The sequence below is a fragment of the Synechococcus sp. R50.1 genome (assembly GCF_047462115.1).
Lineage (GTDB): Bacteria > Cyanobacteriota > Cyanobacteriia > Thermostichales > Thermostichaceae > Thermostichus.
The window spans coordinates 1-11,321 of the sequence record NZ_JANSIN010000068.1 but is presented as its reverse complement, the minus strand read 5'-3'; the positions used below and the strand labels follow the sequence as shown (position 1 = coordinate 11,321).

Genomic DNA, 11,321 nt, shown 5'->3' with positions numbered 1-11,321 from the left:
CGCAGATGCAGAGAACTGTTGCAACGGCTGTCTGGCAAGGAGAGACGCTTTCAAGTGTGGGTCAATCATCGCATCTCCAAAGCTATTGTCTCTAGGGCAAAAGCTACCAACAGCGCTATTGCTCTGGAAGACCTGACAGGGATCCGGGAAAGGGTCAATCAACAGCCACGCAGCAAAGCCGAGCGGCGCAGGGCCAACAGTTGGGCGTTCTACCAACTACGTCAGTTTCTGGAGTACAAGGCTCTGCGTGCGGGGGTTGCTCTGATTCTTGTGCCGCCTGCCTACACGTCGCAGACCTGTCACAAGTGTTTACACATCCATCCCGATCCTGCGCAATCCTACCGCAGTGGCAAGTCGTTCAAGTGTGGGCACTGTGGATGGGAAGGAGATGCGGACTTGAATGGTGCAAACGTAATTGCGCTCTTGGGGGCTGTCGTAAACCAGCCTAGAGGTTCGGGCTTGTTTTGTTCTCTGGTAGAGCAGAACAGGCTCAGGGCTACTGAAAGCCTGCTCCGTACCGCTTAGCGGTCGGAGCCGGGTAGTTTACAATCCTTGCCCGGCACGGCTTTTGCGGATCCACCTGGAAAAAACCGGAAGATTTGCCTATTTCCTCACAAAAGGATGCTTGATCCGGGGCAGAAGGGTGGCAGGATGAGGAGTGGATGTTTTTTCTGGAGACCCAACCAGGATGGCTACCTACAAGGTCACTCTGATCAACGAGGAGCAAGGCTTAAACGTCACCATCGATGTGCCGGATGACGAATACATTTTGGACGTGGCAGAAGAGCAAGGGATCGAGCTGCCCTATTCCTGCCGCGCCGGTGCCTGTTCGACCTGTGCCGGCAAGCTGGTGAGCGGCACGGTGGATCAAAGCGATCAGTCCTTCCTGGATGATGATCAGATCGAGCAGGGCTATGTGCTGACCTGTGTGGCTTACCCTACTTCCGACTGCACCATCATCACCCACCAAGAAGAAGCCCTTTACTGATCGAGCTTGAATTTCCGTCCTCAACCCCAGCCCCTCTTCCAAAGAGAGAGGGGTTTTTGTTTTGGGTGGCCCAAGGGGGTGTTCGAGCGCTCCGCGCTGCTGAGGCCCTCACCCAGAGGGAGAGGAGAATTGGCAGTGGTAGGATTTCCTTATTCTGTAGTGCTTCAGCAACCATGACCCCTGAGCAAGAGCAGTGGCTGATTCAAGCCATCCAGGAGCTACAAGCCTCCCAGAGAGAATTGCAAGCCTCCCAAAGAGAATTGCAAGCCTCCCAAAGAGAATTGCAGGCCGCTCAGCAGGAGCTGCGCCTTGTCCAACAAAACCAGCAGGTTTTGATTCAAGAGCTGCGGGAAGGACAGGCGATGCTGGCCCAGTTTTTTCGCGAGTCAATGGATCGGTTTGATGAGCGCACCCGGGCTATTGAACGGCGCACCGAAGCTGTGGAGCGCCGCACCGAAGCTTTGGAACGGCGCACCGACCAGATGGCGGAAGAGATGAGGGAGATCCGGCAGGAGATTCGGGATCTGCGCCGCGATTTTCTGGAACGGCGTTAGCTTCCATCCAACCCTGGCCCAAGCGCTCACAGCCCCTTTCCCAGGGAGAAATGCAGGGTGATAGGATTTTTTTATTCTTCTGTAACCCTCGCCGACCATGACCCCTGAGCAAGAGCAGTGGCTGATTCGCGCCATCCAAGAGTTGCAAGCTGCCCAGCAGGAGCTGCGCCTTGTCCAACAAAACCAGCAGGTTTTGATTCAAGAGCTGCGGGAAGGGCAGGCGATGCTGGCCCAGTTTTTTCGCGAGTCAATGGATCGGTTTGATGAGCGCACCCGGGCTATTGAACGGCGCACCGAAGCTGTGGAGCGCCGCACCGAAGCTTTGGAACGGCGCACCGACCAGATGGCGGAAGAGATGAGGGAGATCCGGCAGGAGATTCGGGATCTGCGCCGCGATTTTTTGGAACGGCGTTGACTGCCAACAGACCGAGCGCTCACAGCCCTGCTCCCAGAGGAAGAGAGGGGTTGTGCGAGATGACAAGGCTAGTATGGCAGCAAAGAGACTTTTGGCCGAGACGGTTTATGGCTTTGGCAATGGGATCCGTTTCTGCACCATCAAGAGCTCGCCTGAGTTTGGCGGAATACCTTGCTTATTCGGATGGCAGTGATACCCGCTATGAGCTGGTGGCAGGGGAGTTGGTGCCCATGGCTCTTCCAACCGGACGGCATGTGCAGATTCAAAACTTTCTCAGCCGAGTTTTCGAGGCAGAGATTGCACGGCAGCAGTTGCCCTGGACAGCGATACAGGGGAGCCCAGGGATCCAGTCTCCGCGGGGCAGTCGGTGGGCTACGGTGCGGATCCCCGATGGGGTGGTGCTGCCTCTGGAGCAGTGGCAGGAGATGGGATCCCGGGAGGCGTTGATCCGCCTAGAGGAGCCGCCGCTGCTGCTGGTGGTGGAGGTGGTGAGTGAGTCGAGCCGGGCAGCAGACTACCGGGCCAAGCAAGCAGAGTATTGCGTTTTGGGGATCGGCGAGTATTGGGTTGTGGATCCCTTGGAGGAGAAGGTGAGCCTGCTGCTGCTCCACGAAGGCTGGTACGATGTGCTGGAGCTGAAGGGATCCGATCCGGTATCCTCAAAGGTCTTTCCCAAGCTGGAGTTGCAGGCGGGGGAGATCTTGGCTGCGGATTCGGGTTATTCTGGTAAAGCTACGGGGAGTTAGCTCAGTTGGTAGAGCGCTGCGATCGCACCGCAGAGGTCAGGGATTCGAGTTCCCTACTCTCCATCGCCCTCACCCCTGGCCCCTCTCCCAGCAGGAGAGGGGTGGTAGGATTTCCTTATTCCGTAGTGCTTCAGTAACCATGACGCCCGAGCAAGAGCAGTGGCTGATTCGCGCTATCCAAGAGCTGCAAGCCTCTCAAAAAGAGCTACAAGCTGCCCAGCAAGAACTGCAAGCTGCCCAGCAGGAGCTGCGTCTTGTCCAGCAAAACCAGCAGGTTTTGATTCAAGAGCTGCGGGAGGGACAGGCGATGCTGGCGCAGTTCTTTCGCGAGGCACTGGATCGCTTTGACGAGCGTACTCGGGCCATCGAACGCCGCACAGAAGCACTGGAACGGCGCACTGACGAGATGGCCCAAGAGATGCGGGAGATGCGGCAGGAGATTCGGGATCTGCGCCGCGACTTTTTGGAACGGCGTTGACTGCCAACAGCCCAGGCGCTCTGCGTTGCTAGTGTAACCATCCCCGGATCCTTCTCCCAGGAGGAGATTTAGGGTGGTAGGATTTCCTTGTTCTGTAGCGCCTTGGTAACCATGACACCTGAGCAAGAGCAGTGGCTGATTCGGGCCGTCCAGGAGTTGCAAGCTGCCCAGCAAAACCAGCAGGTTTTGATCCAAGAGCTGCGGGAAGGGCAGGCGATGCTGGCGCAGTTTTTCCGGGAGGCGCTGGATCGCTTTGACGAGCGCACCCGAGCCATTGAACGGCGCACGGAAGCTGTGGAGCGCCGCACCGAAGCTTTGGAACGGCGCACTGACGAGATGGCCCAAGAGATGCGGGAGATGCGGCAGGAGATTCGGGATCTGCGCCGCGACTTTTTGGAACGGCGGTAACTTGGGCCCAAGCGCTCTGCATTGCCGACGCCCTCACCCCCAGCCCCTCTCTCTCAGGGAGAGGGGAAATTGGCGGGATTTTGGGTAGGAAGGGATCCCACCTAGATTAATCTAGAGGAACTTTGTCTGGCCTCACTGGCATTTGCCCTTCCCCACGAGTTTGCCTATGTCTGTCATCCGTGCCCTCCACAGGCAGTTGGTAACCAAAGAGCGCTCGGCGGAGGAGATCGCCCGCGAATACCTGGAGCGTCTCACCCAACTGGAGCCGCAGCTCAAGAGCTTTATTACTGTAACCGAAGAACTGGCTCTGCAACAGGCCAGGGCGGTGGACGCCCGCATTCGGGCCGGGGAGGCGATCGGCCCTTTGGCCGGGATCCCGCTTGCCGTGAAAGACAACCTCTGCACCCAAGGGATCCGCACCACCTGTGCCTCCCGGATGCTGGAGGGGTTCATTCCCCCCTACGAGTCAACAGTGACGGCGCGGCTGGCGGCTGCGGGAATGGTGACGGTGGGCAAGACCAACCTAGACGAGTTTGCCATGGGCAGCTCCACGGAAAACTCCGCCTTTCAGCGCACGGCCAATCCCTGGGATCTGACGCGGGTGCCAGGGGGATCCTCTGGGGGATCGGCGGCGGCGGTGGCTGCCGACCAAGCGGTGGTGGCCCTGGGCTCAGATACGGGGGGATCCATCCGCCAACCGGCAGCTTTTTGTGGGGTGGTGGGCCTCAAGCCCACCTACGGGCTGGTGTCTCGCTACGGGCTGGTGGCTTTTGCCTCGTCTTTGGATCAGGTGGGGCCGTTTGGGCGCACGGTGGAGGATGTGGCCTTGCTGCTGCAGGGGATCGCCGGCCATGACCCGATGGACTCCACCAGCCTGAAGGTGGATATCCCGGACTATAGCCAGGCTCTGATCCCGGACATCAAGGGGTTCAAAATCGGGGTGATCCGCGACTTGCTGGGGGAAGGATGCGGCGAGGAGACCCGCGCTGCCGTGCAAGCGGCCATTCAACATCTGCAGGAACTGGGGGCCGAGATCCTGGAGATCGACTGCCCCAGTTTTCGCTACGGCCTTGCCACCTATTACATCATTGCCCCTTCGGAAGCCTCTGCCAATTTGGCCCGCTACGACGGGGTGAAATACGGCCTGCGGGAACCTGCCGACTCGCTGCTGGCCATGTATGGCAAGACCCGCGCCCACGGCTTTGGGCCAGAAGTCAAGCGGCGCATCATGATCGGCACCTATGCCCTCTCCTCGGGGTACTACGACGCCTACTACCTCAAGGCTCAGAAGGTGCGCACCCTCATCAAGCAGGACTTCCTCAAGGCTTTCGAGAAGGTGGATGTGCTGGTCAGCCCCACCACCCCCACCCCAGCCTTCAAGCTCGGCGAGCGGGAGGATCCCCTCAGCATGTACCTGTGCGACCTGATGACGATCCCGGTGAACCTGGCGGGCTTGCCGGGGCTGAGCCTGCCCTGCGGGTTTGCCGATGGGCTGCCCATTGGCCTGCAAATTGTGGGCAATGCCCTACAGGAGAGCAAGGTGCTGCGGGTGGCCTATGCCTATGAGCAAAGCACCGACTGGTACAAGCGACGGCCGCCGCTGGGGCAGCCCTCAGTTGAAGAGGGCCAGGGATCCGATCCCGGCCAACCTCAAGCCAAGCGCAGATCCGGCAAAAGGAGCAAAAAATCCAAAAGCTGAGGCGGGAAGGGCGGCAACTAGGCCATGCCCATCTGGTTGGCCGCTGAAAAGCGTTCCATAAAGCGCAGGAAGCGATCCCACTCTGCCTCGGTTTCCATGTCGTAGGTCACTTCCAGGGCTTTGAATTCCCCGTTCAGGAACTTGGCCCTGATGTTGCGGGTGGTCAGCTCCCCTTCCTCATCGATCATCCGCATGCCGAGGATGTTTTGCGTATCGGATTTTAGATCCTCGAAGCGGAAAATCGCGGATCCCCGGTTGCCGGTCTTGGATTTCAGCACTCGCACCTGGGTGGGCACCTCTTGGATGCCGGGGGAGAACTCGATACTGGCCATGATGTCCTACGAAACACGATGATTTAAGCCATTATAACCGGCCAATCCCCGCATCCTGCTCCAGAAAATCTCTCAGCTCCTGGGCCGTCATCTGCTCCAGGTGATGGCCGGCCTGCCGTTGGGCTTCTGCCACATCGGGGATCCGGTCGCACAGGGCGCCAACCCGAAGGGGAAGAGGCTGGGCTGCCAACCCAGCGCGCGCTGCCGGAGTCACCTGGCCACAGAGGATGAGCAGGGGTTTTTGGGCTTGGATAGCCTGCTCCAGCACCGCCCCCACCACCTTTCCCATCGTGCTTTGTTCGTCGAGGCAGCCCTCTCCGGTGACGACCAGATGGCAGCGGCGGATGCGCTCCGGCAGGGCCAATTGCTGGGCCAGCAAGCGGATCCCGGACTCCAGAGTGGCCCCCAAAAAAGCCACCAACCCTGCTCCCGCTCCCCCTGCGGCTCCGGCCCCTGGGATCCCGGCCACGGCCTGGCCCAAATCTCGCTCCACCACTTGAGCCCACTGCTGCAGCGCCTGCTCCAACTGCTGCACCTGGGAAGGGGTGGCGCCCTTCTGGGGGGCAAAGACGGCGGCGGCTCCCAACGGACCAGTGAGGGGGTTTTGCACATCGCAGAGGCCGCGGACCCGTTTCCCCTGCCAACCAGGCTGTTCGGGGGGCTCGATGCGCGCCAGCCGGGCCAGCTCCGCCCCACCCCAGCCGATGGGATCCCCAGCTCCATCCAACAGGCGATAGCCTAAGGCCTGCGCCATGCCCGCCCCTCCATCCACGGTGGCGGATCCCCCCAGACCTATCCAGATCTCAGCGATGGGATCGCGGCAAACAGCCCGCAGCAGCTCCCCCAGGCCGTAGGTGGTGGTGCGGCTGGGATCCCGCCGCTCCGGTGGCACCAAGGTCAGGCCGGCCACCTGGGCCAGCTCCAACAGGGCCAGCTCTCCCGCCACCCCATATTCCGCCCACACGGGATCCCCCAACGGGCCGGTGACCCATAGGCCCTTCTTCTCTCCCCCCAGCGTCGGCAGCAGTGCCTCTAGGGTGCCCTCTCCCCCATCCGCCAAGGGGAGCGGCTCCACCTCGACTTCCGGCAGCACCTGTTGGATCCCGCGGGCCATGCTCTCTGCCGCCGCCGTGGCTGTTAGGGATCCCTTAAAACTATCCGGGCAAACCAAAATCCGCCGCGGTGGGCTGCTGAACTGGGATCCCTTTGCCTGGAAACCCGCATCCAGCATGGAACCTCCTCGGCGGCGCTAAAAGGTGGATTGCAAGCCTAGCCCTCCTCCTCTGCTGGCGAAGGCTGATCCGCGCTGGCAGGCTGGGAGGCACTGCCCAAAGATTGCTCCAGGGCTAGGCGCTGCTCCATGACCCGCAGGAAATAGCCGCCCATCATCGCGCCGGAGAGCATTTTCGCCAGGCTCTCGCGGTTGGTAATGATCTGAACCCCGAATTGATCGGAGGGCAAGCTCCCCACCAAGCTGCGGATGTTGTGGCCCAAGATCTCCAGCACTTCCGGGGAAGAGTTGCGGGCAATATCCTGAAAGACACTGGGATCCTGAGACTGCAAGTATTGCCAGAGCCGGTTGTCGGGGCTCGGAGTTTGCACTGCCTCAAAACCAGGGATGAAATTCAACGGGCTCGACATGGAGTAACCCAGCTCCACAAACACAGCAGGTGTAGCCCAAACTAGGGCGCTCGGCCTGATCCCACAGACCTTCGCCGTTCCCGCAATTTGGGCTATCCCAAAGGTAACACCCCATCCTCACCCTCTCCGGTACGGGATCCCACCCTTCTGCGGCGGCAAATGCCGTACCTGGGATCCCCTATATCAGAGACTGAAGCTGGGGCCTCAGATCAACAGCTTTCTTCCGAGGGTTCATCCGGGGGCTCTTCCTCGGCTGCGGCGGGATCCCCGACAAAAGAGGCGGGTACCACCGTTACCCCCACGATGCTGTCTTCGGGATCCAGGCGTTGCACCAGTACTCCTGTCGCCTCGCGGGATTGGGTGGGAATGGCCTTGGCCAACTGGCGCATAACAATGCCTCTCGCGGTCACCAACAGGATCTCGTCCTCGGCATTAACGATGCGCAAGGCCGCCAGTTCATCGGAGTCCTGCCGGAACTTGGTGGCGATCACCCCCTTGCCACCTCGGTTTTGCTGGCGGAAATGGTCGATGGCCGAGCGCTTGCCCCGCCCTTCTTTGGTGATCACCAGCACCCAAGGGTTGGTCAGCCTCTCCCCCTCTTGTTCGGCAGCCATCACCGACTCGGCAGAGATAATATCCATACTGACGATGTCATCGCCGGAGTTGAGGGTCATGGCCCGCACGCCCCGGGTGGCCCGTCCCAGAGGGCGCAGTTGCTCGTCATCCGCCCGGAAGCGAATGGACATGCCTTGGCGGGTCGCCATGACCACATCATCGCTGGAGCGGGCGCGGCGCACCCAGCGCAGTTCGTCGTTTTCTTCCAGAGAGATGGCGATCAGGCCGTTGGAGCGCACATTGGCAAAGGCGCTGAGGGCCGTTTTTTTGATGTAGCCGCCGCGGGTGAGCATCACCAGATATTCGTCGTCGCTGAACTGGCTCACCGGCACCATGGACGTAACCCGCTCTTCCCGGGTGATCGGCAGCAACTGAACGATGGCACTGCCACGGGCGGTACGGCTCCCCTGGGGGATCTGGTGGGCGGGCAGGGTGTAGACTACGCCCCGATTGGTGAAAAAGAGGATGGTGTCGTGGCTGCGACAGGCAAAAAACTGTTCGATGGCATCGTCTTCTTTGATGCGGGCGCCGGCTTTGCCGCGGGTGGCTCGCCCCTGCACCTGGAACTCCTCAAGGCCCATGCGCTTGATATAGCCCTGCTCGGTTAGAAAGATAACCGTCTCCCGGTTTTCGATCAGATCGTCCGTTCCCAGCTCCCCATCCTCCAAACAGAGGCGGGAGCGGCGCGGGCTGGCAAAGCGGGCTTTGAGCTGCTGCAGCTCCTCGCTGATGATCTGCATCACCCGTTCTCGGCGGGCCAGAATATCCCGCAGGTCGGCAATTTGCCTCACCAAGTCTTCGTGCTCGGCCTGAATTTTTTCCGCTTCCAGAGCAGTCAGGCGGCGCAGTTGCATTTGCAGGATCCCGTCGGCTTGGGCTTCGCTCAGGCCCAACACCGCCTGCAATTCCTCTCGGGCTGTGGTGGTATCGGCGGCTCCCCGGATGAGGGCAATCACCCGATCCAACTGCCCCAAAGCCAAGAGATAGCCCTGCAGTAGGTGATCCCGCTCCTCGGCTTTTTGCAGCTCGTAGCGGGTGCGCCGCTCAATGACCCCCTCTCGGAAGTCCAGAAAAGCCTGTAGAGCATCCCGCAGGGTCAGGGTGCGCGGCTCGCCGTTGAGGATGGCCAGCATGTTAACCCCAAAGTTGGCCTGCAGGGGGGTTTGCTTGTAGAGGTTGTTGAGCACCACCTGGGCTTGGGCATCCCGCTTCAGCTCGATCACCACCCGCATGCCGCTGCGGTCGCTCTCGTCACGGATGTCGGCAATGCCTTCCAGTTTTTTCTCGTTGACCAGCTCGGCGATCTTCTCGATCATGGCTGCCTTGTTGGTTTGGTAGGGCAGCTCGGTGATGATGATGGCATCCCGAACCGGTCGACCCCGCTGCTCGATCGTCTCCACCCTGGCCACTCCGCGCAGGGTGATGGAGCCGCGCCCGGTGGTGTAGGCTTCGCGGATACCCTCTTGGCCCATGATCAGCGCCCCGGTGGGAAAGTCAGGAGCCGGGATCCACTGCATCAACTCCAGGCTGGTCAGGTTGGGGTTGTGGATGAGGGCGATCAGGCCGTCCACCAATTCGCCCAAGTTGTGGGGCGGGATGTTGGTGGCCATGCCCACGGCAATGCCGGAAGAGCCGTTTAAGAGCAATTGCGGGATCCGCGCCGGCAGCACCAGCGGCTCTTGCTGGGATCCGTCGTAGTTGCCCACAAAATCGACAGTGTTGGCGTCAATATCTTGGAGCAGGGCTTCTTGGGCAAAGGCGGTCAGCCGACACTCGGTGTAGCGCATGGCCGCCGGCGGGTCGTTGTCTACAGAGCCGAAGTTGCCGTGCCCATCCACCAGGCGCTCCCGCATGGAGAAATCCTGGGCCATGCGCACCAGCGCATCATAGACGGCCTGATCCCCATGGGGATGGTATTTCCCGATCACATCCCCCACCACGCGGGCACACTTGCGGAAGGGGCGATCCGCCGTCAGGCCCAACTCGTGCATAGCGTAGAGAATGCGGCGGTGCACCGGCTTCAGGCCATCCCGCGCATCTGGCAAAGCCCTCCCGACGATCACGCTCATGGCGTATTCCAGGTAGGACTGCGACATCTCCCGCTGCAGGTCGGTGGAGATGATGCGCGCCGTCGATTCGTTGTCGCTCATGGGGTTGGGTTATCCGTAAGGGATCCCAGTCGGCCTTGGCGCAGTGGGTTCATGGAAGTTTATCGAGAAGCCAACCTTGGCCGTGGCAGACTGAAGGTGATTGAATTGAGCAGAAAGCTTTTGTATTCCCAGTCTACCATTCGCCCTTTGTGAAGGCTGGCTGACTTCCAGTAGGAGAGGCTCGGTGGTTCATCGGCGGCCCTCTCTACAGCCTCATGGATCGAGATTTACAGGTGGGCCAAGCGGAGCTGATCATTACCCTGACCGGCATCGACGATACCTTTTCCCAAACCATCTATGCTCGCCACTCCTACTTGGCCGATGAGATTCTCTGGAACCACCGATTTGCCGATATTCTCCACCTGGACAGCAATGGGCATCGCTATGTGGACTACTCTCACCTATTTTCGGGCTGGAGGCCGCACCATAGCCGCAGGCTTGGTGCCGGGAGGAAAGCCCGCCTCCATATAAGTGTACTGGGACAAAACCTGGATGAGCTACAATAAGCCCATGAGCCAGACCATCTCTGTACGTTGCAAGCTGATAGTCCCACAAGAGTTGCGTCAAGAGATTGACCGCACCTTGCAGGGATTTGCTGACGCTTGCAACCAGATCCTCGACACCGCTAAGCGTGAAAAGTGCTGGAATACCGCCAAACTGCACCACTTGGTCTATCGACCGGTAAGAGCAGCAACGGGGTTGAAAGCCAACCACGTCTGTCAGGCACTCCGCCGGGTGATTAGCAACGCCAAAGCGGTGAAGCAAGTCCACAAGTTTCGCCCCACCAGCCTGACCTTGGATGTGCGTACTTTCGAGTACCGAGAGTCCGAACAGGTTGTTGGCGTGACCCTGATGAGTGGACGGGTTCGGCTCAAGCTCAAGATCGGTGGCTATCAGATAGCGCTTCTGCGGGGCCAGAAGCCAACAAGTGCAACTCTGTCCAAGACCAAGCAAGGGGAGTACTACATCAACATTGCGGTTAAGTTGGACACTCCCCCAACTGGCAAGACTCCTAAGGTAATCGGAGTTGACTTGGGCAGGCGGGATATAGCCACCGCTAGTAACGGACGCTCTTGGGGTGGAGAACACATCCAGGCCGTCCGCGACCGGTTCAGCCGTGTACGCGCCAAGGTTCAATCCAAACGCACGAGGTCGTCTAGAAGACTGCTTCGTAGGCTCTCTGGGAGAGAACGGCGCTACCAGACATGGCTGAACCACAACATCAGCAAAACCTTGGTCAGGGATGCCCAGGCTATTGGTGCGGCACTGGCTTTTGAAGACTTGACAGGCATCAG

Annotated in this window: 14 protein-coding genes and 1 tRNA gene; 11 read left to right on the top strand and 4 right to left on the bottom strand. The window is 60.0% G+C overall.

What is annotated here, in order from left to right:
- From NW870_RS12325 to gatA, 9 genes are all read left to right on the top strand, one after another.
- A partial coding sequence (locus NW870_RS12325) for an RNA-guided endonuclease InsQ/TnpB family protein (protein WP_414375518.1) occupies positions 1–525 on the top strand: 525 nt, incomplete at its 5' end.
- Between the two features lie 163 nt (positions 526–688).
- A complete protein-coding gene (locus NW870_RS12320; protein ID WP_011433206.1) occupies positions 689–988 on the top strand; it encodes a ferredoxin in 300 nt (99 codons plus the stop codon).
- Between the two features lie 173 nt (positions 989–1,161).
- Complete coding sequence (locus NW870_RS12315) at positions 1,162–1,542, top strand: hypothetical protein (RefSeq protein WP_414357119.1); 381 nt, start codon at positions 1,162–1,164, stop codon at positions 1,540–1,542.
- Between the two features lie 97 nt (positions 1,543–1,639).
- A complete protein-coding gene (locus NW870_RS12310) occupies positions 1,640–1,957 on the top strand; it encodes a hypothetical protein (RefSeq protein WP_011433208.1) in 318 nt (105 codons plus the stop codon).
- A gap of 59 nt (positions 1,958–2,016) precedes the next feature.
- Positions 2,017–2,703: a Uma2 family endonuclease gene (locus NW870_RS12305; RefSeq protein WP_414375516.1), complete on the top strand. Its 687-nt coding sequence runs from the start codon at positions 2,017–2,019 to the stop codon at positions 2,701–2,703.
- A tRNA-Ala gene (locus tag NW870_RS12300) sits at positions 2,694–2,766 on the top strand. Before NW870_RS12305 ends, NW870_RS12300 begins: the two co-directional genes overlap by 10 nt.
- Before the next feature lie 76 nt (positions 2,767–2,842).
- A complete protein-coding gene (locus NW870_RS12295; RefSeq protein ID WP_414375515.1) occupies positions 2,843–3,181 on the top strand; it encodes a hypothetical protein in 339 nt (112 codons plus the stop codon).
- 111 nt (positions 3,182–3,292) lie between these two features.
- Positions 3,293–3,589 (top strand): hypothetical protein, encoded by a 297-nt coding sequence (locus NW870_RS12290; protein ID WP_414342514.1) that lies wholly within the window; start codon positions 3,293–3,295, stop codon positions 3,587–3,589.
- A gap of 166 nt (positions 3,590–3,755) precedes the next feature.
- A complete protein-coding gene (gatA, locus tag NW870_RS12285) occupies positions 3,756–5,288 on the top strand; it encodes an Asp-tRNA(Asn)/Glu-tRNA(Gln) amidotransferase subunit GatA (RefSeq protein ID WP_414375513.1) in 1,533 nt (510 codons plus the stop codon).
- Between the two features lie 17 nt (positions 5,289–5,305).
- On the opposite strand, the gene psb28 is transcribed toward gatA, so the two are convergent.
- The 4 genes from psb28 to gyrA all read right to left on the bottom strand — a co-directional run bounded on the left by psb28 (position 5,306) and on the right by gyrA (position 10,026).
- Positions 5,306–5,620, bottom strand: a complete 315-nt coding sequence (gene psb28, locus NW870_RS12280) for a photosystem II reaction center protein Psb28 (protein ID WP_011433213.1) — start codon at positions 5,618–5,620, stop codon at positions 5,306–5,308.
- A 31-nt stretch (positions 5,621–5,651) separates the two neighbouring features.
- Entirely contained in the window at positions 5,652–6,851 is a 1,200-nt protein-coding gene (locus NW870_RS12275) for a glycerate kinase (RefSeq protein ID WP_414375511.1), read from the bottom strand.
- 38 nt (positions 6,852–6,889) lie between these two features.
- Entirely contained in the window at positions 6,890–7,261 is a 372-nt protein-coding gene (locus NW870_RS12270; RefSeq protein ID WP_414375510.1) for a DUF760 domain-containing protein, read from the bottom strand.
- Positions 7,262–7,470: 209 nt separating this feature from the next.
- Complete coding sequence (gyrA, locus tag NW870_RS12265; RefSeq protein WP_414375509.1) at positions 7,471–10,026, bottom strand: DNA gyrase subunit A; 2,556 nt, start codon at positions 10,024–10,026, stop codon at positions 7,471–7,473.
- Between the two features lie 191 nt (positions 10,027–10,217).
- Between gyrA and NW870_RS12260 the strand changes: the two genes are divergently transcribed.
- The gene (locus NW870_RS12260) at positions 10,218–10,532 is read left to right on the top strand and encodes a hypothetical protein (RefSeq protein WP_414375520.1); all 315 of its coding nucleotides are present in this window, start codon (positions 10,218–10,220) and stop codon (positions 10,530–10,532) included.
- Positions 10,519–11,321 (top strand): RNA-guided endonuclease TnpB family protein (locus NW870_RS12255; RefSeq protein ID WP_414375507.1); only part of this gene is annotated, 803 nt, incomplete at its 3' end. The genes NW870_RS12260 and NW870_RS12255, both read left to right, overlap by 14 nt.

Bases quoted from the DNA above. Each gene is read 5' to 3' on its own strand.
- NW870_RS12310 (WP_011433208.1), top strand. From the start codon at position 1,640: ATGACCCCTGAGCAAGAGCAGTGGCTGATTCGCGCCATCCAAGAGTTG.
- NW870_RS12315 (WP_414357119.1), top strand. From the start codon at position 1,162: ATGACCCCTGAGCAAGAGCAGTGGCTGATTCAAGCCATCCAGGAGCTA.
- NW870_RS12290 (WP_414342514.1), top strand. From the start codon at position 3,293: ATGACACCTGAGCAAGAGCAGTGGCTGATTCGGGCCGTCCAGGAGTTG.
- NW870_RS12320 (WP_011433206.1), top strand. From the start codon at position 689: ATGGCTACCTACAAGGTCACTCTGATCAACGAGGAGCAAGGCTTAAAC.
- NW870_RS12275 (WP_414375511.1), bottom strand. From the start codon at position 6,851: ATGCTGGATGCGGGTTTCCAGGCAAAGGGATCCCAGTTCAGCAGCCCA.
- NW870_RS12270 (WP_414375510.1), bottom strand. From the start codon at position 7,261: ATGTCGAGCCCGTTGAATTTCATCCCTGGTTTTGAGGCAGTGCAAACT.
- NW870_RS12305 (WP_414375516.1), top strand. From the start codon at position 2,017: ATGACAAGGCTAGTATGGCAGCAAAGAGACTTTTGGCCGAGACGGTTT.
- gyrA (WP_414375509.1), bottom strand. From the start codon at position 10,026: ATGAGCGACAACGAATCGACGGCGCGCATCATCTCCACCGACCTGCAG.
- NW870_RS12295 (WP_414375515.1), top strand. From the start codon at position 2,843: ATGACGCCCGAGCAAGAGCAGTGGCTGATTCGCGCTATCCAAGAGCTG.
- gatA (WP_414375513.1), top strand. From the start codon at position 3,756: ATGTCTGTCATCCGTGCCCTCCACAGGCAGTTGGTAACCAAAGAGCGC.
- psb28 (WP_011433213.1), bottom strand. From the start codon at position 5,620: ATGGCCAGTATCGAGTTCTCCCCCGGCATCCAAGAGGTGCCCACCCAG.